This is a genomic window from Pseudoalteromonas sp. TAE56 (genome assembly GCF_000497955.1).
In the GTDB taxonomy this organism is placed as follows: domain Bacteria; phylum Pseudomonadota; class Gammaproteobacteria; order Enterobacterales; family Alteromonadaceae; genus Pseudoalteromonas.
This window is the reverse complement of record NZ_AUTN01000128.1, coordinates 1-21,000: the sequence shown is the minus strand read 5'-3', so window position 1 is coordinate 21,000 and position 21,000 is coordinate 1. Positions and strand designations below refer to the sequence as shown.

20 protein-coding genes are annotated in these 21,000 nt (G+C 39.4%); 11 read left to right on the top strand and 9 right to left on the bottom strand.

Features of this window, described 5'->3' with window-relative positions:
- The first annotated feature begins 133 nt into the window (after positions 1-133).
- Genes L656_RS0114735 through L656_RS0114725 form a run of 3 tightly spaced genes read left to right on the top strand, consistent with a single transcriptional unit; the run spans position 134 to position 6,488 of the window.
- Positions 134-1,861, top strand: a complete 1,728-nt coding sequence (locus L656_RS0114735) for an autotransporter assembly complex protein TamA (protein WP_024599770.1) — start codon at positions 134-136, stop codon at positions 1,859-1,861.
- Positions 1,861-5,550 (top strand): autotransporter assembly complex protein TamB, encoded by a 3,690-nt coding sequence (gene tamB / locus L656_RS0114730; protein WP_024599769.1) that lies wholly within the window; start codon positions 1,861-1,863, stop codon positions 5,548-5,550. The genes L656_RS0114735 and tamB overlap by 1 nt, the downstream gene beginning before the upstream one ends.
- Before the next feature lie 32 nt (positions 5,551-5,582).
- The gene (locus L656_RS0114725; protein WP_024599768.1) at positions 5,583-6,488 is read left to right on the top strand and encodes a peptidylprolyl isomerase; all 906 of its coding nucleotides are present in this window, start codon (positions 5,583-5,585) and stop codon (positions 6,486-6,488) included.
- Positions 6,489-7,006: 518 nt separating this feature from the next.
- On the opposite strand, the gene queF is transcribed toward L656_RS0114725, so the two are convergent.
- Complete coding sequence (gene queF, locus L656_RS0114720) at positions 7,007-7,852, bottom strand: NADPH-dependent 7-cyano-7-deazaguanine reductase QueF (RefSeq protein ID WP_024599767.1); 846 nt, start codon at positions 7,850-7,852, stop codon at positions 7,007-7,009.
- Positions 7,853-7,911: 59 nt separating this feature from the next.
- On the opposite strand from queF, the gene syd reads away from it, so the two are divergent.
- Complete coding sequence (syd, locus tag L656_RS0114715; RefSeq protein WP_024599766.1) at positions 7,912-8,451, top strand: SecY-interacting protein; 540 nt, start codon at positions 7,912-7,914, stop codon at positions 8,449-8,451.
- A 63-nt stretch (positions 8,452-8,514) separates the two neighbouring features.
- On the opposite strand, the gene L656_RS0114710 is transcribed toward syd, so the two are convergent.
- The 3 genes from L656_RS0114710 to L656_RS0114700 all read right to left on the bottom strand — a co-directional run bounded on the left by L656_RS0114710 (position 8,515) and on the right by L656_RS0114700 (position 9,901).
- A complete protein-coding gene (locus L656_RS0114710) occupies positions 8,515-9,288 on the bottom strand; it encodes a Zn-ribbon-containing protein (protein ID WP_024599765.1) in 774 nt (257 codons plus the stop codon).
- Positions 9,289-9,301: 13 nt separating this feature from the next.
- Positions 9,302-9,568, bottom strand: coding sequence for a hypothetical protein (locus L656_RS0114705; RefSeq protein WP_007378199.1), 267 nt, complete (start codon positions 9,566-9,568; stop codon positions 9,302-9,304).
- Between the two features lie 96 nt (positions 9,569-9,664).
- The gene (locus tag L656_RS0114700) at positions 9,665-9,901 is read right to left on the bottom strand and encodes a DUF2789 domain-containing protein (protein ID WP_024599764.1); all 237 of its coding nucleotides are present in this window, start codon (positions 9,899-9,901) and stop codon (positions 9,665-9,667) included.
- A gap of 315 nt (positions 9,902-10,216) precedes the next feature.
- On the opposite strand from L656_RS0114700, the gene L656_RS0114695 reads away from it, so the two are divergent.
- Positions 10,217-10,870: a GNAT family N-acetyltransferase gene (locus tag L656_RS0114695; protein WP_024599763.1), complete on the top strand. Its 654-nt coding sequence runs from the start codon at positions 10,217-10,219 to the stop codon at positions 10,868-10,870.
- An 849-nt stretch (positions 10,871-11,719) separates the two neighbouring features.
- Here the strand turns inward: L656_RS0114695 and L656_RS0114680 are convergent.
- Together L656_RS0114680 and L656_RS0114675 are read right to left on the bottom strand one after the other, a co-directional pair.
- Entirely contained in the window at positions 11,720-12,019 is a 300-nt protein-coding gene (locus tag L656_RS0114680; protein WP_002963032.1) for a DUF3301 domain-containing protein, read from the bottom strand.
- Entirely contained in the window at positions 12,020-13,048 is a 1,029-nt protein-coding gene (locus L656_RS0114675) for a DUF3549 family protein (protein ID WP_024599762.1), read from the bottom strand.
- 104 nt (positions 13,049-13,152) lie between these two features.
- Here L656_RS0114675 and L656_RS0114670 point away from each other — a divergent pair, with 104 nt between their 5' ends.
- Genes L656_RS0114670 through L656_RS0114660 form a run of 3 tightly spaced genes read left to right on the top strand, consistent with a single transcriptional unit; the run spans position 13,153 to position 14,655 of the window.
- On the top strand, positions 13,153-13,473 hold the full coding sequence (locus tag L656_RS0114670; RefSeq protein ID WP_024599761.1) for a YqcC family protein: 321 nt from the start codon (positions 13,153-13,155) through the stop codon (positions 13,471-13,473).
- Positions 13,466-14,230, top strand: coding sequence for a tRNA pseudouridine(65) synthase TruC (truC, locus tag L656_RS0114665; protein ID WP_024599760.1), 765 nt, complete (start codon positions 13,466-13,468; stop codon positions 14,228-14,230). Before L656_RS0114670 ends, truC begins: the two co-directional genes overlap by 8 nt.
- Complete coding sequence (locus tag L656_RS0114660) at positions 14,230-14,655, top strand: flavodoxin domain-containing protein (protein WP_024599759.1); 426 nt, start codon at positions 14,230-14,232, stop codon at positions 14,653-14,655. Before truC ends, L656_RS0114660 begins: the two co-directional genes overlap by 1 nt.
- A 68-nt stretch (positions 14,656-14,723) precedes the next feature.
- Here the strand turns inward: L656_RS0114660 and L656_RS0114655 are convergent, their stop codons facing one another.
- Positions 14,724-16,304, bottom strand: a complete 1,581-nt coding sequence (locus L656_RS0114655) for a LysM peptidoglycan-binding domain-containing protein (RefSeq protein WP_024599758.1) — start codon at positions 16,302-16,304, stop codon at positions 14,724-14,726.
- Between the two features lie 155 nt (positions 16,305-16,459).
- Complete coding sequence (gene gloB, locus L656_RS0114650) at positions 16,460-17,233, bottom strand: hydroxyacylglutathione hydrolase (protein WP_024599757.1); 774 nt, start codon at positions 17,231-17,233, stop codon at positions 16,460-16,462.
- Between the two features lie 53 nt (positions 17,234-17,286).
- On the opposite strand from gloB, the gene L656_RS0114645 reads away from it, so the two are divergent.
- Positions 17,287-18,072 carry a class I SAM-dependent methyltransferase gene (locus L656_RS0114645; RefSeq protein WP_024599756.1) on the top strand — a complete coding sequence of 262 codons (786 nt, stop codon included), beginning with the start codon at positions 17,287-17,289 and terminating at the stop codon, positions 18,070-18,072.
- Between the two features lie 154 nt (positions 18,073-18,226).
- Here the strand turns inward: L656_RS0114645 and rnhA are convergent, their stop codons facing one another.
- Positions 18,227-18,691, bottom strand: coding sequence for a ribonuclease HI (gene rnhA, locus L656_RS0114640; protein WP_007378210.1), 465 nt, complete (start codon positions 18,689-18,691; stop codon positions 18,227-18,229).
- A 68-nt stretch (positions 18,692-18,759) separates the two neighbouring features.
- Between rnhA and dnaQ the strand changes: the two genes are divergently transcribed.
- Both dnaQ and L656_RS0114630 read left to right on the top strand, forming a co-directional pair.
- Entirely contained in the window at positions 18,760-19,473 is a 714-nt protein-coding gene (dnaQ, locus tag L656_RS0114635) for a DNA polymerase III subunit epsilon (protein ID WP_024599755.1), read from the top strand.
- A gap of 9 nt (positions 19,474-19,482) precedes the next feature.
- Positions 19,483-20,856, top strand: coding sequence for a TIGR03503 family protein (locus L656_RS0114630; RefSeq protein ID WP_024599754.1), 1,374 nt, complete (start codon positions 19,483-19,485; stop codon positions 20,854-20,856).
- Positions 20,857-21,000: the final 144 nt, after the last annotated feature.

Sequence of the window (21,000 nt, the reverse complement as noted above, 5' to 3'; positions counted from 1 at the left end):
ATCAACCTTTATACAATACATAATTTATCACCTTAGATTGTCATTAAGTTAATGTGTTGCTCATTATGGCTATGCTAATATGCCTTTAATTCGTTAACTGTGTATTTAAGATATTAAAAGTAAGGATATTTACTTGTTTATTAAGTTTTTACGTTGCATGTGTGTTGTGATCGCTTTAATTGCGACAAATAGCTATGCGGCAGAAAAAGTCATAGAAGATTACGAAATTAAAGGGTTAAATGGTGATTTAGAAAGTAACGTAGCCCTTTACCTCAAGCAATTAATTGGTGAGAAGCCAACCCGTACACTTCGCCGCTATGCTCAAAAGCAAGTACAAAATAGTATCAAAGCACTTGGTTACTACAGCCCAACCGTTGAAGTTGAGTTTGATAAAGACGACAGTGAATTAATCGTTAAAGTTGAGCGAGGGCCTGCAACTCGTATAGAAGCAATTAACATTACTTTAAATGGGGATGGCCAAAGCGATACCCAATTACAGGCATTAATTAACAACATCAGCTTAAAACAAGGCGATGTTCTAAATCATGGTAAATACGACTCAACCCATAAAAAAATAGAATCAATGCTATTAGAACTTGGTTATTTTGATGCTAAGTGGCCAGCACGTAAATTAGAAGTGTCGGTTAAAAAAAATAGTGCTGTTATTACTTTTGTTATTGATACCGGAGTCAGGTATCAGTTTGGCAATATACAAATTGCCACTAATACACCCGCTGAAAAATACATACGCTCTATAGCGCCTTTCTCGCAGGGCCAACCTTATAAATCAACACATATTGCTGATTATAATTTAGATCTATCAAGCACCCCTTATTTCGCAAGTGTGCGTGTTTATGCTGACATTGCAGCACGTCAAAATAGCCAAGTTCCTATTAAAGTAGATGTACTCCCTAAGCCCGCTAATAGCTATGAAGTTGGTGGCGGCTATAGCACTGACTTAGGACCCAAAGTGCGTTTTAAATGGAGTAAACCGTGGATCACAGAAGACGGCCATTACCTCGAAACTAATCTAAATGTGGCACAAAAACAGCAAGATATTTCCATGGCCTATACAATTCCAGTTGATGATCCTAATGATGATTTATGGCGTTTCTCTGTTGGCTACAAGTTAGAAGATGAACTAACAAACGACACTTACAGTGAAATACTCACGGGGCAAGTTCAGCGACAATGGTTGACCGAAAATAAGTGGGTGCGTACTGCATTTTTACGCCGCGACCAAGAAACTTATCGCATTGGTGATGAGCCTGAAGAAAGCACCGAAATGTTAATGCCCGGCATTAGCTACGCGCGCAAAAAATCAAAAGGCGGCACGACTCCTTATTGGGGAGAGCAGTGGCTTATATCTGCTGAGTTTGGTTTAGATGATGTACTTTCGAGTACTAATTTGATTAGGGTGCAAATGCAACATGCATGGTTACGTACTTATTTAGATAAGCATTTAGTGTTTTTAAAAGCAAATGTAGGTGCAATGCTAGTTGATGATATTGAAAACGTACCTTACTCACTGCGTTTTTACGCAGGTGGCGATCAAAGTGTTCGTGGTTTTGCGTACCAATCAATATCGCCAGAAAATGATGATGGTGACCTCATCGGTGGTAAATACTTACTAACCAGTACAATAGAGTACAACTATCAGTTTGCTCAAAACTGGCGCGCGGCTTTATTTGTTGACGGTGGTACTGCGACGAATGATTTTTCTGATGACTTTGAAGTAGGCGCTGGTTTTGGTTTTCGTTATTTAACACCCGTTGGCCCTGTGCGTATAGATCACGCTTGGGGATTAACAAAAGAAAGTAAAAGCACACGTTTAAGTATTACCATAGGGCCAGAAATTTAATGTCAGTATTAAAAAAGATAACAGCCGCCGTAAGTGCTATTTTTGTCACGTTAGTTGTTGCACTATTTTGTTTGTTATTTACCGCACCCGGTAATCAATTTATTGCCTATAGTGCAAACAAAGCCGTAGATGGCCTACATATTGAAATTAAAGATGGCCGTTTTATTTATAATGATGCCTTTAATGTGCGCTTTACTAGCAATGGCTTGGATTTTAATGCTCAACAATTGAAAATTGATTTGTTTTGGTGGCAATGCGATGGGATTTGTATAGATAACTTAAGTGCTAAATCTATAGATTTAACGTTACCAAAAACTGCAGAATCACAAGAAGAAGCCCCGACAGAGCCGCTTGAAAAAATCAGCTTACCTTTTAATATTGCTGTAAAAAATATTGCGATAAACAAATTTACTCTAGAGCATCCAAGCGCAAACGTAAGTGTGGATAACTTTAAACTCTCAGCAAAAGCAGAGGGCTCTAAGCTCACGGTTAAAAGCCTGAATATCCCTACCATACTGGTTGCTTTAAAAGAGCAAGAACAAGACGCGAAAACACAAACTGCGCAAAATGCTCAAGCGCCTTTAACGCATCTACCTGCTTTGCCTAATATAGAATTTACTTCGCCACTTGATTTAGTCGTTGAGGACTTTGAAATAGCTGAAGTTACGATAGAACAAGGCGAAGCCCAGCATATTATTGAAAATATAGCGCTGCGGTTAAATGTAGAAGATGCGGCTGTTAATTTAGAGTCATTCTCAGCAAAGTATGAACAGTGGCAGCTCAATACATATCTTAACGCTGAGCTTGCAGGAAACTTACCTTTAAAAGGGAGTGTTGTTTTACAAAGTGATGAACACCAAGCTAACTTGGAGCTAGGTGGCGACTTATCAAACCTAAACTTAAATTTAGAAACACAGGGGCAATATCCACTTAATTTAACGGCAACAGCAAATTTAAAGCAAAAAAACTACCCGTTTGAGTTAAATGGCAAAATTAAGCAGTGGCTTATTGATGCACAAAGTAATGAGCTTAAAGTACGAAATGTTAACCTTAACGCACAAGGTAATGCTGACGACTATCAGCTTAGCCTGCAGGCGAATAGCCAACTAGGCGCTTACCCAGCTGTTGACTTAAAGACCCAATTAAAAGGCAGTCTCACCAAAGCAACATTACAAGCGCTAAGCATAAAAGCGAACGAAAGCAGTGCAACTATAAAAGCCAATGTTGATTGGCAAAAAGGAATACAGGCTAGCTTTAACGGCACGCTTGCTAACTTAAAAGCGCAGTACTTAACTGACGCTGTCACTAGTGATATTTCGGGGCAGTTTAAAGGCTCGTATAATGCCGCAGCTGATGCGTGGCAGCTACAAATGGATAATACAAAGTTAAGCGGATTACTTAACGATGTACCACTAGAATTTGCTTCAAACTTTAAGCTCGACAATACGTTAAAAGCGAACATTGATAGCTTTTATTTAAGTAGCGGCACCAATAAGCTAGTACTAAGCGGACAAGTTGATGATACTTGGCAGGTTGATGGCAAAGTAACGCTAAAAAGTGATGAAAAAGCTAATATTCCATTTACTGCTGATGGCAACGCAAATTTAAAAGTGAGAGGTGAGCGATTAACGCCCTCTGTTGATTTAACGTTAATACTAGATCGCTTTATTTTTGATGAAATAAACATTAATAAATTATCAGTAAAAGGGCAGTTAGATACCGCTGCCGATTGGCAAACGGATATATCGGTAAGTGTTGGTTCGGCGCTTGTGGCCGACCAAAAAATTAATAGCGTTAAAATTGATGCCAGCGGCGATAAAACTGATCACCAACTTACGGCATCAGTAGATGCCGAGCAAGGCAGTGTAGAGCTGGAAGTTAATGGCAAAATTAATAATACCACTTGGAATGGCGAGCTTAGCAATATAACACTTAGTGATAAAAAGCTAAGCTTTAGTAACACTAAAAATATTGCCATTATGGTTAATACTCAAACCAGCGACTTTAATGTAAGCGCGCATTGTTGGGCATCTGAGCAAAGTGAATTATGTATAGACACGCTAGCTCAAACAAAAGAACTTGGTCAGTTAAATGCAAAATTAAGTAACTTAGCACTTGAAGAGCTTAAGCACTTTTTGCCTGATAATATTCGGACTCGCGGTAATATTGCTGGCGATGTTGCACTTAATTGGCATGGCGGTGCACTTAAAACATTACGTGCAAATATCGATTCTAGCGATTTAACTGCGGTTTTAATCTCTGATGAAGATCGTTTCAAATTACCTATCGAAACGTTAAGTATCAGTGCATTTTCGGATTCTCAAATTGGCAAGCTTGAAGCTAACTTAGAATCAAGTGTACTTGGTAAAATAAATACACAAATTAATATCGACGATATACAAAATACTCAAGCGCTTAATGGCACCATTAATATAGATAAAATACTCCTTTCAGACTTACAACCATTTCTTGAAACTCTCGAGCAGTTAAAAGGAGATATTAGCGGGAAAGTCGCGTTAGCAGGTACGTTGAAAGATCCTTTATTAAATGGCGAGCTTAACGTTAGCGATATTAGTTTAGAGGGCGAGCAACTACCTATAGCGCTGCAAAAATCAAACATAAACGTATTGTTTGATAAAACAACAGCCACAATAAAAGGCAACTTAAACGACAATCAGGGCGGTAAAATAAACCTAACAGGTGATGTTGATTGGCAAGGTGCGCAGCCTGCTGTAAATGTTGCGGTAGTTGGCGAGCAGTTTTATGTTCGCGCGCAGCAGGGAGTTACTTTTAAAGTATCGCCAGACTTAAAAATAGGTTTGGCTAATAATGCACTCAAGCTTGCTGGTGAGGTAGTAGTACCTTACGGCCGTATAATGATTGAAGAGCTCCCTGAGGGGGCGGTGCAAGTTAGCGATGATGAAATTATTGTTGATCAAAAAACTGAAGCTACCGAAAAAGTCCCGTTTGATTACGACATAGATTTAAAAGTGATTGTTAAAAACGATGTAAAAGTAGAATCGTTTGGCTTGGAATCAAAAGTTGCGGGTGATTTAGCGATAAAAATGAGTCAGGGGGCGCCAATTATAGCCACAGGTGAGCTTAACTTAATTGAAGGTACTTACTTAGCCTTTGGGCAAGACTTAATAATCAGCACCGGGCAAGTCGGTTTTAGCGGCTCAATTGAACAACCATTTTTGAATATAAAAGCTATACGTAACCCAGATACCACTGCAAATGGAGTCATTGCAGGGGTCACGCTCACGGGAAATGTTGAACAACCAACGCTCAAAATATTTTCTGAGCCTGCGATGGATCAAGCTCAAGCACTTGCATATTTACTTAATGGCCAACCTTTGGGTGACGGGGAAAGTTCGTCAAGCGATGCCATGCTCACACAGTTATTACTTTCTCAAGGGGTTAGCCGCAGCGAAGGGGTTGTTTCTAAGGTGGGTGAAACCTTTGGGTTATCAGATGTAAGTTTAAGCTCATCTGGTAGTGGCGATAGCACCAAAGTAGAAATATCAGGTTACGTAGCACCCAGCTTACAAGTTAAATATAGCGTGGGTGTATTTGATTCGCTTAGTGAGGTGGCTGTGCGATATCAGTTACTTTCACAGTTATACATAGAAATAACGAGCGGCCTATACCAAAATGTTGATGTGCTATATAAGTTTGACTGGGAATAACCAAAACTATAATAATTATAAGGATATGAGTGATGAAAAAAATTATATTACCAGCTCTGCTTAGTGTTTTATTAAGCGGTTGTGCCCAACAACTCGGCAATAATGTTGTTAATCAAGAGCTATCTTTATTGAGCGCGAGTGAAGTTATTGCTAGTGCAACAGATAATGACTGGCGAGTAGTGGACGCTCAAAATATTTTAAAGATAACGCTCCCAACGGGCGATGCGTACATTGAGCTCAATGAACAGCTTGCCCCAAAGCACGTTCAAAACATCAAAAAGTTAGCACGAGAAGGGTTTTATAAAAATACCAGCGTTTATCGGTTTGTTGAAGGTTTTGTAGCGCAAGGTGGCGACAGATCGGGTAAAAAATTAATTAAAACAGCGGATAAAACAGTTCCTGCTGAGTTTTATTTAACAACAAACAAGCCACTTTTAATTACTGAGCTAAATGGCGACGGATATGCACCAGTTACTGGCTTTTTAAACGGCTTTGCAGTGGCTCAAAACTCAGCACATACGCAAATATGGCAAGTGCATTGTAGTGGCGTGTTTGCAATGGCGCGCGATAACTATATAAATAGTGCGAGCACGGAGTTTTTTGTAACGATAGGGCAAGGCCCGCGCTACCTTGATAAAAATATTACGGTGTTTGGTCGAGTGCTCGAAGGTATAGAGCATTTTAACCGGTTAGCGCGTACACCAACTGAGGGAAAAGCATTTAATCCAATTACCAATATACAAGTCCTTGGCGATGTCCAAAGCGATAAAAGTATATTTAAAGTGATGAAAACAAACTCAGCTGTGTTTAAAAACTTAATCAGTGCTCGTAAAAACCGTGTTGAACCTTGGTTTGTTAAAGCACATAACTACGTTGATGTGTGTGGTATGCCCATACCTACTAAGCGCGAAGTTATACCAATTCCAATAAATAGCTGATCTATTTTACTTGCTAAAACAACCCATTTCTTTGTTGTAAATTTCACAAAGGGAACAACCATTTACATCAATTTACGCCTAGAACTGAATTGTTTTTTCTGCGTAAAATTTAGATCACATACTTAATGGAATTGGTATTAATTAAAGAATGTAAAAAGGAGCCCAGGCTCCTTTTTTAATACTAGGGTCTGTCGATCTTTGCGGATTAGAATTTGTTCAACCTAGGGGCTGTTTAATCGCGGCGCGAGGTTTGTAACCTAGTGGGCTCGATAACTGCTCCTGCGTTATTCTACTGGCTTACATCCATGTAAGAATAAGTAAAAACCGAGCAACAAAGAGTGAATAGCCCCTAGGCAGAACCCTTTGGGCAACTCCTGTTTGGCATTAATGCTACGTTATCGCCTATTTATGGGGAACAACCACACTACTTAGGCTCTGCCTTGCCTAAATACCAAACAGACTGCTGCAAATTTAACCTTGAAAGGTCAACAGACCCTAATATTCCAGTTTAAAATAACCTACTGACGATTAATTTTAACGGCAAATGGCGTATCGTTATAGTGCGTAGAGCGATACGGGTTTATATCAAGCCCGCCGCGACGAGTATAACGCGCGTAAACCTCTAACTCTTTAATATTAAGTTGTGTTGTTAAATCGCTATAAATACGCTCAACACACTGCTCATGAAATTCGTTATGCGTTCTAAACGAAATTAAATAACGCAGTAACGACTCGCGGCATATTTGCTCGCCTGTGTATCGTATAATCACACTTGCCCAGTCAGGCTGGGAGGTAATTAAACAGTTTGACTTGAGTAAATGACTGTAGAGCGTTTCAGTAACTACGTTATCACTTTTTGCTTTAAGTGAATTAGCATCAATATCGTAATTATTAATTTCAATATCTAAGTCATCAATACATTCACCTGGCAGCGCCGTACACGGTAAGCAATTGTAATCATCAGGATTATATAAAGTCACTTTGACAGGGCTGTTAACTGCGTTTGATAAGTCATCAATTAAGTGCTGTTTTACTACATCAATGCTTTCAAATCGGGTTTGGTTAAAGCTATTCAAATAAAGTTTAAACGACTTTGACTCAATAATATGGCTGCTTTGGCATTCAAAGGTAAATAAGGCCACGGCAACTTGGGGTTTACCTTTAATGTTTAACCATGAAAGCTCGTAACCTGTCCAAATGTCTTGGCCTTTAAATGGCAGCTCAGCTTCGTCAATATTTAAAGCATCACGATTTAATTTGCGCGCAATAGGGAAAAGCAAGCTTGGCGTGTACACATCTACATACTCAGTAGATTGGCCTAATACGCTACCTTTAAGGTCTGGAGAATTGCTGTAATCTGTCATGTTTGCTCTTAAATAGTTACAATGGGAACATTATATCTAATTTAAATGAGTTTCACAGTATGTCTGTTGCATTGCTTATAGAACAACTTCATCAAAAATTTAGCGAAAATACCCTTAAAAACACTGCAAAGTACCCACTTATTACACACGACGATCAATGGCCAAGCCCATGTGAAGTTGGTGAGGTTGACGAGCAAGGTAACATTCAATGGCAGGGCGCGCGTCAGCAACCTGCAGGTTCGCTTAATGATTTAGCCAGTGCACTTGAGCTTGAGTTTCCAAAAGAGCTTAGCGAGCTATATGGGAATATGTACGGTGGAAGCATTTCAGCAAGTATTGATGGGCATCAGGTTGAATTACTACAAGCATGGAACGAAGAAGACTTTAATTTGTTACAGCAAAATATAACGGGTCACGTTTTAATGAAACGCAAGCTCAAGCAGCCAGAAACAGTATTTATTGGTTTAACAGATCAAGATGATTTACTAGTGAGTGTTTTGGTGCACACTGGAGAAGTATGTTTAGAGCACGTAGGCAAAAAAACACACCATGTACTTGCACCTAACATTAATGCTTTTTTAAAGGCATTAGAGGTTTAAAACGTGTTTAATAAATCAGCTTAGTGTCATCACTAAGCTGATTTTAAGCACTCATTAAAGTGGTTATTGAAAATCCCACGATATATTAGACACTAAGCCACATGGCTCACACCTAAAGTCGAATAACCCAAACCACGATTCAGGTAATTTCCAGTCGCCATTACAACTAGGGCATTTTCGTTCAAGTTCAGACGCTTTATCTACGCCGCCTACACGGTATAAATAATAATAGGTTGGCTTTTTAGTTAAAAAACTAATTCGCTTTGTTATGTCTTTTCCGCGTCTATATAAGTCGCTTTTAATACTCGATATTTCTTCAAGTGCCGGGAATTCACAACGGGTTGCGCCGTTAATTTGAATTTGATCGCAGGCTTGCCAATCTTCTTGCCATTTTATAAGTGTTTTGTAATCACCATTAGCAATTGCCGGAATACGAAATAGCGGCACAGGCAAAAAGTCATCACCACAATAAAGCGGGCTACACGTATGTACATAGGTTGTGTATAAAATATAACTAGATGGTTCTTTACAGCAATCAGCGCCGTTGGAATGAATATCTTGTCCAATCACTTTTACTTTTGGCGCAAGTAGCCCCGCACTATGCAACTTTTCGATACTGTGCTTAACAAACGGGCTGTTATTTAGCGGGTGCATTGCATCTTCGGTCGGGCACATTACACGGGTAATAAAAAATCCATCTTTTAAAACGGTTGGAAATTCTTCACCCATTATTTGACCATTAAAACGAAGTGCATTGACTAAGCGATTTATTGCTTGTTCGGCTTGTTCTAAGGTGGTGTCTTGGTAGCAATCAAAAGTTAAATCAACAACGAACATTTATAGTCTCAAATTATTTTTGTTCTAGCAGTGCAAGAAGTTTATCGAGTTTTTGCTCAATTCTATCTAATTGACTTGTTTTAAGCTCAGTATTATCTGACTGCTGTGGGTTTCTCATGAAGTTATTAATTGAATCAGGATTGTTTTTATATTGGCTTACTGCTGCAATAATCATCGGCATAGGAACCGGTTGCGCCAAACGGCTTTTAGTTAGTGCTACAGTAGGGGTTTTGCCTTCATCAAGAAGGGCTTTAATTGCATCAAATACAACTGAATTCATTAGATATATAACTCTTTAATAAAATAAATACGCAGCATATAAATGCTGCGCAGATGCTATGTTAGCAATAAATAAGGGAGGGTACATTAAATAAAGTTACTTACTTTGACGAATGCGTACATCTAACTCGTCAATTACTTCACACCAATCACCATCCTGTGCAAGCGATTCAGCTAAAAAGTGCTGTTGTGCTTCATCCCAAAAAGAAGCTTCTTGGAGTAGCGTTGTGTCTTCTAATTCATGTGAGGCAATAAATGCATCTATTTGTTCATCAGAATTAGGTAATCCAAGTTGTGCAAATAGTGTATTGATGTCGTGTTTAGTCGTATCCATGATATTGCTCCTTATACCAGTTTTATTAAAAACATGACCATTCTAGCGTATTAAATAGCTCACTTACTGCGTTAAAAATTATTCATATAGAACAACTATATGTCATAATTTTCGCCTTGTTATTGTGCTATTTTCCTAGCGCTATAATAGAACACTCATTTAATGCAATTGGTATTAACTAAATGAAAACTTATTCTAAGGATTAACTCTACTCCTAGCTAGTTAAACTCTCGCTGAATTTACGGTTAATAATTTTAGGTATATAGTTAGGTATAAAGTTAAACAGTCTATAGCTAAAATAATAAAGGAAATACAATGAGTGTAACCACACCAGCTGATACGTTCAGCGTACAGTATTTAGCCGCAGAAGATATTAGCACTGCAGCGAGCTTAATTTATCAGGCTTACCATGACGATCCTGTATTACTAAACATGCTTAGCTCCAATGACGAAAATAAATCAGTTTACGAAAAAAAATTACGCTCATTAATTCGCGAAGAGCTCAGTAGTTTTTGGCAAGAAAAGCAGCCATTAATTGGTTTATACCGCAACGATAAATTAAAAGCAGTAGCGTGTGTATTTGAATCTAATAGCCAATTACAAGCGCAGCGTTATTGGCACTGGCGTTTAAAATTAATGCTGAGTGCGGGCTACTTACAAACAAATCAATTAATAGATAAAGAACAAACAATTAGAGATGCCCTTAAAGAGAAAGGCAATTACTACTTTTTAGCTTTTATTGCCGTAGATCCGCATTTTCATGGGCAAGGGTTTGGTCGTTACTTACTACGAGGGCTTGATGATTTAGTTAAATGTAACACTGAGTCAACGGGGATGGCTGTATTTGTAACGCGCAAAGAACACATTGAATTTTTTAAAACCGAAAAATTTGAAGCATTTAAACACCTTACTTTTAACCAAGTAGAGGGCGAGTTACTGTTTAAATCAATAATTGAGCCAACTATTTAAAATTATAATGTAAGCCAATGCGCCCAAACGGACATAAGACCGTGAGATATATCTTACATTGTCGTGAGCATTCTCAGTTAAAGGCTATTAATAAGTAGCCTTTTTTAATTCAAGCTATTGTTATTTAAAGTCTATTTTTATTTTTCATTTTTGTGACGTTTATTTATTTAATGTTAAGTCCTATTTCTCCCCCCTGATTGCTTTAAACTTCTCTTTGTCAAGACGACATAGCTCAATGATTGAGTAACTGCCAAGGATACGGAATAGGCAACATAGCAGACGCTAGCAGGAAGCATAAAGGACAAGCTAAAACGGATACAAGGAAGAATAAGGAAGTGCATGAAGCACTTAGTAGATAGGAGTTACTTTAGGATAATCACGGATGGCGCTACAGGAAGTAGCAGGAGCGTTAGTTTACGCAGGACGGCCAAGATGGCAAGTGGACATTGCAGGATGCAAAAAGTGGCAGGAGCTACTTAAAAGGATTACCAGGGATGATGCTACGGGATGTAGCTAAACGATAGGTTTCGTGGGTTTGCCAAGATGGCTATGGATATTGCTGGATGCAATAAGTGGCAGGAGCTACTTAAAAGGATTACCAAGGATGATGCTACGGTATGTAGCCAAACGATAGATTTCGTGGGTTTGCCAAGGTGGCTATGGATATTGCAGGATGCAATGTGAGGGTAAACAAGGTTGTTTACTCGTTCAGGGGATGATAATACGGATTTAAGATAATGGATATCTAGCAGGATGCAGTCCAATTGGGGCGTAACTTTAGTTACGCCTTAGTTTTTTGTGCTGAATTAAGTTTATTAAATCAAAACAAATTCCTTTAAGGTATAAGCTTTATATTTTATGCGGCGGAACAACCACACTTTTCAAAAACTCATTTTCCATAATTAACACACCTTGATAAGCATTTTCACCATCGCTTGAAAACTCAAATATAAATTCGCTTTTGATGCCTGGCTTGCCGTTCTTTAAAAAACCAAAGCGGCGTTTTGTGCATGCAACACTCATCAACTGCACCTGCAGTTGCTCACTTTGACGTTTAGCATGAACGTTCGCCGCTTCAGCAACCTTTCGGTTAAGCCAAAATAAGTAAATTACACTACCAATAAGTATGAACGTCCATAAACTTGCCATTTAAGAGAATAACCTTCCAATTGCACGCGCGAGGGTTTCGCTACGATTTTCTTTACGTAATAAGCCTAATAAATGCGGGCGAATAGTCGGTATTGCAACTAAGTCAGCAAAAATACTTGGAAACAATTCTTCAATTTTTTGATGATGTGCGCAATTATCCATAAATACATGTAAGCGTTCAGGGTTCTCTAATTGCTTAAAACACCGTCCAGCTATTGTTAATAATACATCAGAGTCTTGTCCCACCGGTGAGCTTAATACATTATCAACTAATTGAGCGCATAGCCCTTGAGCTTGACCTTTTGATGCAGATCTTAGTGCTGCGGTTATAGCCACTGTGTCGTTGTTACTAATTGCGGCCTGCGTGTAATTAACAAGTAACTCACTCATTGATGTTGGTATTTCAACGTGTTCAAGCATGGCACTGAGTGGTTGCAGTACTTCAATGGGTAAATGCGCCCATGCTTTTTGAAGATTACTTAAGTTTGTATCGCTGTCTAAGCGTAGTGCAAAATCGGCAATACCCTGCAGTGCAACACTTTGCCAATTATCAAAACCAATTTTACCGCTAAAGTATAATTGTGCATGCTCGTAATACTGCGACGCAGGCTGTTTTAATAGTACTTTTACTTGGGCATTAAATGCCGCTAATTTATTTGCGTTTGGCGTAAAAACATAAGGGTTATTATCAAGCTTTCCATCGGCTTGCTCACCTGTAATTTCAGTGCCTAGGGCTTGAATAATCATATCAGCAAAATGATCGCGACTAGCACTTACAAGTATACTTTGCTCGTCTAGTGGAAACTTTAAAAACCATACATAAGGTTCTTTACTGGCTTTAGTATCCCAAAATTGAATAGCTAGCCAAGCATGACCAGCAAGAGGATAAGGGTAAGGCACTTGAGCTTGTTCAATAGCTAAAAATTGTTTTTTATCAAGCTTAGTAATATGCCTGCCAATATCAAAAGCACGCCACTGAGTACCCGCACCATCTAAAAGCTGACCTAATGTAGCTATTTGATCACTCATTGTTTTCTCAACTGTTTTTACTGCAAAATTACATCAATTATACGCCATAGCCGCCTATGAGGGAACAGGGTATAATTGCATTACATATATAAAAGAGGGTGGTTATGTACCAGCAAACCCAAACTTATTTAGTGCAGTTAACGGCACTTTTAAAAAAGCATCAGCTTTGGCAAAGTGAGCCAATAGACGCTGATGCACTGCTTTCAAATACTCCTTTTTGTCACGATACAATGGCATTTGAGCAGTGGTTACAATTTGTATTTATTGATAAAATACAAAAATTAATAACGCACAAGCAACCACTGCCACGTAACTTTGCTATTGCGCCTATGGCGCAAATGACACTTGTGAATAAAGCAGGGAGTGATGAAATAATTGAATTACTAACAGCCCTTGATACCTTTTTAGGAGAACCAAATGAGTGAGCGTCCAGCGCCTATTGAATATGGCGAGCTGACTATTTTGTATCAAGATGAAAATTATGTGGCTATAAATAAGCCTTCAGGTTTATTAGTGCATCGCTCGTTTTTAGATAAACACGAAACCCAGTTTGCTATGCAAATGTTGCGTGACCAGCTAGGGCAACATGTATTTCCAGTACATAGGCTCGATAGACCTACGTCGGGCGTATTGCTGTTTGCACTGAGCTCTGAAGCAGCTCGCGATATGAACCAGCTATTTATTGAAGGTACCATTGCTAAGCGCTATTTGGCCTTAGTGCGCGGTTTTGCACCAGAGTCAGTATTTTTAGATAAACCACTTAAAGAAGAACTTGATAAAATAGCCGATAAGTTTGCAGATCAAGATAAAGCACCGCAAGAAGCGCAAACCCAGTTTAATTGTCTGCACCAAGCTGCACTGCCTATTCCTATTGGTAAGTACCCAACAGTGCGTTACTCGTTAGTTGAGTGTTTTCCAAAAACAGGGCGCAAGCATCAAATTCGCAGACACTTAAAGCACTTATCACTGCCTATTATTGGTGATGTAAATCACGGTGATAATCAGCATAATCAATTTTTTAGAGAGCATTTTGAACTAAGACGCTTAATGTTATTTGCAACAGAGCTTAGTTTTTTGCACCCTTATAGTAATGAATCAATAACAATTAAAGCGCCACTAGGTGAAGACATGCTTGAAATATGTAAGCAGCTAGGTTGGCCAAAGCAAGAAAAGGATTATTAATGGCACATATTAGTATTTTTGTAGGCAGCGTTAATGGCGGNGCAGCCACAATTGAGCAAGCGGGTCATACTGCAACGCTAATTACTGAAGCATCACTTGATGATATAAAAAATGCATCGCATATTTTAATTGTTACCTCCACAACAGGCCAAGGTGATGTACCGAGTAATTTGGCAGGATTGTACTTTGCAATGAATAGCACTTTCCCAATGCTTACCGATAAACCGTTTGGTGTAATTGCAATGGGTGACAGATGTTACGGCGATACATTTTGTGGCGCAGGACGTAGCTTTGACGAGTTACTACGCGATTTACAAGCAAAGCCTGTGGGCAACCGCCTAGAAATAGATGCATGTGAAGATTTTGAACCATGGCCGGTAGCCGAGCCTTGGTTAAAAGCATGGCTGGAGAAACTACCTGCTTAATCCTTAACGTTAAAGTATTGAAAAAGGAGCGCATGCGCTCCTTTTTACTTTTAATATAGTTTTATAAATTAACTACTTCTGACATCTACTTTAAGTTTTAGCTTTTGGCCAGGTTGTAAGTATTTTTGACCGGCTAAGTTATTCCACTTAATAATTTCGTTAACGCTGAGATTAAATTTAGACGCAATACGTGCCAGTGAATCACCACGGCGTACTTTGTATGTAATAGTACGGTTGGTACTTGCCGTTGCTTGTGGTTTATTAGCTGATTTATAAACAGTTAGTTTTTGATTTAGGCGCAATACAGAGTTTTTCTTTAGCTTATTCCATTTAGCCAGCTCATCCATAGTTACGTCATATTCGCGGCTAATGTCCCATAATGTGTCGCCACTTTTAACTGTGTGCGAAAGCTTTGTGCGAGTTGCTTTATTAGCAGCTAAACGCATCTGCTTTGGTAAATGTTCGCTATTTATAGCGCCATCAGTAAGGGGGACTAATAACTCTTGGCCTACTTTAATCGTATTTGATTTGAGTTTATTAAGCGATCGGATTGCACTTGAGCTTGTTGTAAACTTTTTGGCAATTACCGATAAGCTGTCGCCTCGAGCCACAATATAACGCTGCCAGCGTAATCTGTTTTTAACATCAGTGTTTGCTAGTTTTTGACTAAATTCCTCTGATTTATCAACAGGCAATAATAAAGAATGAGGGCCATTAGGATCAGTTGCCCAGCGATTAAAACCAGGGTTTAATCTGTATAGCTCAGTAAGCGTCATATCAGCCATATCAGCAGCAAGCGCTAAATCTATTTGCGAGCCAACATCAACCACTTCAACCACTTGTGCATTAATTACTGGTTGCCATGTAACGTTAAAATCATCTGAGCGTTTTAATAAATCGGCAAGTGCTAATAACTTTGGTACGTAGGCTGTTGTTTCACTTGGTAAATCAAGAGACCAAAAATCGGTAGGTAAATGCTTTTTACGATTCTTTTTAATAGCGCGCATCAAGCGCCCTTCACCCGAGTTGTAAGCAGCAATCGCATTTAGCCAATCGCCTTCAAGGGTTTTGTGTAAATACGATAAGTAGTCAAGTGCTGCGCGAGTCGATTGCACGATGTCGCGACGACCGTCGTACCACCAGTTTTGTTTTAAATCGAATCGCTCACCAGTTGCAGGCATAAACTGCCAAATGCCCGACGCACTGCGATTAGAGTATCCAAATGGGTCAAATGCGCTTTCTACAATAGGAAGTAGTGCAATCTCGATTGGCATTTCGCGCTTTTCTACTTCCTCAACAATAAAGTGTAAGTAAGGTTCTGCACGTTTAGAAATACGATCTAAATAGGCTTGGTGGCGAGCGTAATAATTACGTTCAGTAACAACAGGGCGGTTTTGCGGTATTTCGATAGAAAGTTGGTAGCGAATTCGCTCCCATACATCATCAAATACGGGAGCTTCTTGCTCATCAGGGTCAACTTGCTGATATTGTGCGTTTACCATCAATGCATTGTTAATGTCGTTAGGACTTGCGCCTTCGAGTTGTTGGTTTGCTTGCGTGGCGACTTGAGAGTCTGAGTCTAGAGTTGCCACAGTTTGACAACCACTTAGCGCTAACGCCAAGGCTACTAATAGGGGAGATTTATTCATAAATACCAATACATCGGGTAAAAAACTCGGCGAATACTACCTGTTATGAGTTAACATTGCCACTTAATGACTTTTTAAAACGCAGAAATAGAATCATCACTATATCTTAAGTTAATGATTCTAATAAAATAAATATTAAAGTATTAGTTTGTGCATTAAAAATTGTCTTTGAACTGTCTCAGACTAGCAAAGTTTCCCCAAGGTTCATTGTTTTTTGTAACCGAGATGAATTTTCCTGGCACTAACTCTGTAATGGTTGGCAAATCGCTACGCATAAATGGATTTATTTTTAGCTCCTGTCCAATAGAAGTTGGTAGGGAAATTTGGTTATTACTGCGTAACTCATTTACTTTTTTACTGTACGCAAGGAGTTCCGGGTTGCGTGGTTCAACCGCTTTGGCAAAGGCAAGATTAGCTTGCGTGTATTCGTGCGTGCAATACACACTACAGCTTGCAGGCAACTCTCTTAGTTTATTAAACGATTCCCACATTTCCTTTGGCGTGCCTTCAAATAGGCGCCCACATCCACCGCTAAACAATGTATCGCCTGTAAAAGCAAGTTCATCATTTGTATAGCAAATATGATCAAGTGTATGCCCAGGCGTCGCTAAAATAGTAAAGTTAATATTAAGTACGCTAATGCTTTGACCATCAGTAAGTGAGTGAGTAATGCCTTTAAATGGACTATTCGCGGGGCCATAAACCGATATATTTGGATAGGCGCCAACTAATGCAGCTACGCCATCAGTGTGGTCGTAGTGATGATGCGTAATTAAAATCCCACCAAGCGTAAGTTCGTGCTCAGCTAGATACGCTAATACGGGCTGTGCTTGGCCAGGATCGACTACCCATGCTTGGTTACTGTTATCGGTAGTTAAACACCAAATGTAATTATCAGAAAAGGCTTTAATTGCTTTGACTTGCACCATGGTAAATTGCTCTATAAAGTGACACTTATCGCATAGTATAACGAGCTCAAAAAATGAAACCAGCCCTTAGTTTTCAAGAAGGACCCAAACCACTGTCGTGGCAGCAGTTTCCTCATGGGGATTATTTGCGTGCAGATATTGAACGTAAGATGGAGCAGTGGCTGCCGCGTATGTTTGGCTATCATATGCTTAAGCTAGGTAATTTAAGTGGCGAATTAAACACAAGTATAAGTACGATTAAACACCAAGTGTGTGTTGCAGAGCCTGGGCCTTACACCGGGGTAGTCGCTGACATAGACGAATTACCATTTTACGAGCACAGTATTGATGCCTGCATACTAAGCCATTGCTTAGAGTATCATTCAGACCCACATCACATTTTACGAGAAGCACATCGCACGCTTATTCCGGGTGGTTATATAGTAGTGACTGGCTTTAATCCATTTAGTTTATGCGGACTTGCACAAATGCTGCCTTTTAGTGGTCAGAAATTACCATGGACGGGGCGCTTTTTTACACCCGCACGGGTTAAAGATTGGCTAAACTTACTTGGTTTTGAAATTGTAAGTGATGAACGTTTTATTTATTCATCACTGGCAAGAGGTAATAGGCTATCAAGGTTTGAGTTTTGGCGTACTTTTGCAAAACAGTATTTAAAACCAATGGGCAGTGTTTATATGCTGGTGGCACGAAAAAGAGTTGCGCCACTTACGCCAATAAAACCTAAGTGGCATGCAAGGCCGCAGTTTGCACCAGTAAAAGGGGCAGGGCTTAGACAAACGTCAAAGCAGCATTACAAAACGTGCGACCAAGAAAATAATACCAATTGCATTAAATAAGTGATCTATTATAGCGCTAAGAAAATAGCACATTAACAAGACGAAAATTGTGACATATAGTTGTTCTATATGAATCATTTTTAACGCAGTTAGTGAGTTATTTAATGCGATAGAATGAACTTGTTTTTAATAAAATTGGTGTAACAACAGCTAATTAAGGCTGGTAGCCTACATCTTCTAGTAAATCTTTGCTGCCAGCTGCATCGCGCGCCAAATCGTCAACTATTTCGTTGTACTTATGGCCGCTATGCCCTTTAACCCATTTCCAGGTTACATTGTGCTCGCTACAGGCTTTATCTAGGCGTTTCCATAAATCGACGTTTTTAACCGGCTTTTTAGCTGATGTTAACCAGCCACGTTTTTTCCAGTTAGTGATCCACGATTCAATACCTTGCTTAACATATTGGCTATCGGTTGTTAGATTTACTTCGCATTCTCGAGTGAGTGATTCTAGGGCTACAATAGCCGCGAGCATTTCCATTCGGTTATTTGTTGTGAGTTTATAACCTTGGCTCATTTCTTTTTCGTGGCCGTTATAAATCATAAAAATACCATAACCGCCGGGGCCTGGATTACCTAAACATGAGCCATCGGTGTAAATCTCTACGGTTTTTTGCACTGTTTTACCTTGATCTTATGTACAATAAAGTGATTATAGAAAGATACCAGAATCAGGCTAAATTCGATATGGCACGTAGACAAATAGTTTTAGATACAGAAACCACCGGCATAGACCCTAAACAAGGGCACCGTATTATAGAAATTGGGTGTGTGGAGTTAGTAAATCGCCGTTTAACAGGCAATAACTTTCACGTTTATATAAATCCACAACGGCCAAGTGAAGAAGAAGCGATAGACGTTCACGGTATCACTAACGAATTTTTACGTGATAAACCGTTGTTTCATCAAATTGCCCAAGAGTTTTTCGACTATATTGAAGGGGCTGAGTTAGTTATTCATAACGCGCCGTTCGATATTGGCCACATGGATAACGAATTTGCGTTGCTTAATCAGGGTTATCCTAAAACAGATACTTTTTGTCAAGTTCTCGACACGCTTAAAATGGCGCGTGACTTGCATCCAGGTCAAAAGAACAACCTTGATGCATTATGTCGTCGTTACGATGTAGATAACGGTAAACGAACGCTTCACGGCGCGCTACTGGATTCTGAGATTTTAGCCGATGTTTACCTTGCCATGACGGGCGGTCAAACAAAGTTGAATTTGAATCAAAACAAAGATGACGGCAGCGAGCAACAGAAGGGCGGTATAAAGCGTTTAAATAGTGATAGAGCCCCATTAGTTGTTCTGCGAGCAAGTGACGCTGAGCAAAGCGCACACGAGGCACGATTGGATCTTGTAAATAATGAAGGCGGCCAATGTATCTGGCGCGCTGAATAAGGCGATTTAATGAAAACGATGTATTTTTTAACAGCGTTATGTGCAGCTAGTTTATTTACTGGCAATGCATATGGCGTAAAACAAGTAGAAGTGCTCAAGCGCGATGGGCATCAAAATGAGATCCCTTTACTTGATAATCGTTTTCGCATAGATAGCAAAATAGATGAAATAACACTGCTTTTTTTTAGAAAATCAGGTGCACCTGCTGTTATTTTAGTGAGGCCCGATGGCAGTAAGTACTTTGCTGCTGACTCTGTTAAAAACCCTAACTTAGAATGGTTTGACGAACTCAGCTACGATTTAGTAACCATAAAAAAACCTATGGCAGGNGGTCCTTGGCAAGTCATAGGCAGTATTTTGCCCGACAGCCGAATAGTCGTATTAGGCGAGATATCTCTTGAGGCAGAGCCTCTTCCTTCAATGTTGTTTAGAGGGGAGACAATAAAAATCACTGGCAAAATACTAAATGACGGTGAGCCAATTAATACAAACCTATTTAGAGATGTTGTGAGCCTTAATGTCGACTTTGTAAGTACTAACAATGAAAACTTTGCTAACTTTGGCGCAGGCATTCAAGAAGTCGCTGAATTTAAAGACGATGGACGTGGATTTGATGAGCGCCCTAAAGATGGTGTGTTTACTGGCGAGTTTACTTTAGATTTCCCTGCGGGTGAATGGACACCAGAGCTTTACGTTGCAACACCTCTGCTGCAGCGCCGCATTGTGCAAAATACAATAGAAGTGCACGAGCCGCCTTTTGTAACCGAAATCGCGTTAGCAGAGCAAGACACAGACGAGCATCTGTTAACTATAAATATAGACTCAAGTATTGTTAAGCCAGAAACAGTCATCATCCAGGGAAAAATCTACTATCCCAATAACGAAGAGCAAATGTTTACCATAGATGCTGCAGCTAAAGATTTACGCCAACTGAGTGTTAAAAATTATGATTGGGGTAGGTATAGCGTTGAGCTGTCAGTTTTTGGGACTAATATTAATGGCCGCGAATTTATGGCAACGCTACCAACGTACAAATTTGAGATAGAACGACCTATAGAAGCGGTGCCCGAAATTGATCCTGCAACGATTATTACCCCAGATGAAATGATTGAGAATGAACCTGTTGAAGAAAAAATGGCCACGTCTACAATTATTAGCTTAATTGTAGGCTGCAATACGCTCATTTTATTACTCGGTTGGTTGTTAATTCGTATATTTGTTCAGAAAAAACCGATTAAATTTAAAGTGAAGCTGCCTTTTTTAAAGAAAAAGAAAACAAGTGAAGGTGATGTTGCCGACACAGAAAAAAATCAAGTTGGTAAAAACGGCTCAAAAAATGACAGATCAGGTGAAATTTTAAACCTTTCGATGACAGATGACTAAAAAACCTATAAAAAAACAAAAAAGCCCTTGACGAAATAGGGGTTGGTTCGTATTATTCACGCCGCTGTCAGGGAGACCTAAACAGCAACGAAAATATGGAGTGGTAGTTCAGTTGGTTAGAATACCGGCCTGTCACGCCGGGGG

Coding starts and splice junctions, on each gene's coding strand:
- syd (WP_024599766.1), top strand. CDS start 7,912: ATGTCTGTTGCATTGCTTATAGAACAACTTCATCAAAAATTTAGCGAA.
- queF (WP_024599767.1), bottom strand. CDS start 7,852: ATGACAGATTACAGCAATTCTCCAGACCTTAAAGGTAGCGTATTAGGC.
- L656_RS0114705 (WP_007378199.1), bottom strand. CDS start 9,568: ATGAATTCAGTTGTATTTGATGCAATTAAAGCCCTTCTTGATGAAGGC.
- L656_RS0114645 (WP_024599756.1), top strand. CDS start 17,287: ATGAAACCAGCCCTTAGTTTTCAAGAAGGACCCAAACCACTGTCGTGG.
- dnaQ (WP_024599755.1), top strand. CDS start 18,760: ATGGCACGTAGACAAATAGTTTTAGATACAGAAACCACCGGCATAGAC.
- L656_RS0114710 (WP_024599765.1), bottom strand. CDS start 9,288: ATGTTCGTTGTTGATTTAACTTTTGATTGCTACCAAGACACCACCTTA.
- tamB (WP_024599769.1), top strand. CDS start 1,861: ATGTCAGTATTAAAAAAGATAACAGCCGCCGTAAGTGCTATTTTTGTC.
- L656_RS0114670 (WP_024599761.1), top strand. CDS start 13,153: ATGTACCAGCAAACCCAAACTTATTTAGTGCAGTTAACGGCACTTTTA.
- L656_RS0114680 (WP_002963032.1), bottom strand. CDS start 12,019: ATGGCAAGTTTATGGACGTTCATACTTATTGGTAGTGTAATTTACTTA.
- L656_RS0114695 (WP_024599763.1), top strand. CDS start 10,217: ATGAGTGTAACCACACCAGCTGATACGTTCAGCGTACAGTATTTAGCC.
- L656_RS0114655 (WP_024599758.1), bottom strand. CDS start 16,304: ATGAATAAATCTCCCCTATTAGTAGCCTTGGCGTTAGCGCTAAGTGGT.
- L656_RS0114700 (WP_024599764.1), bottom strand. CDS start 9,901: ATGGATACGACTAAACACGACATCAATACACTATTTGCACAACTTGGA.
- L656_RS0114675 (WP_024599762.1), bottom strand. CDS start 13,048: ATGAGTGATCAAATAGCTACATTAGGTCAGCTTTTAGATGGTGCGGGT.
- gloB (WP_024599757.1), bottom strand. CDS start 17,233: ATGGTGCAAGTCAAAGCAATTAAAGCCTTTTCTGATAATTACATTTGG.
- truC (WP_024599760.1), top strand. CDS start 13,466: ATGAGTGAGCGTCCAGCGCCTATTGAATATGGCGAGCTGACTATTTTG.
- L656_RS0114725 (WP_024599768.1), top strand. CDS start 5,583: ATGAAAAAAATTATATTACCAGCTCTGCTTAGTGTTTTATTAAGCGGT.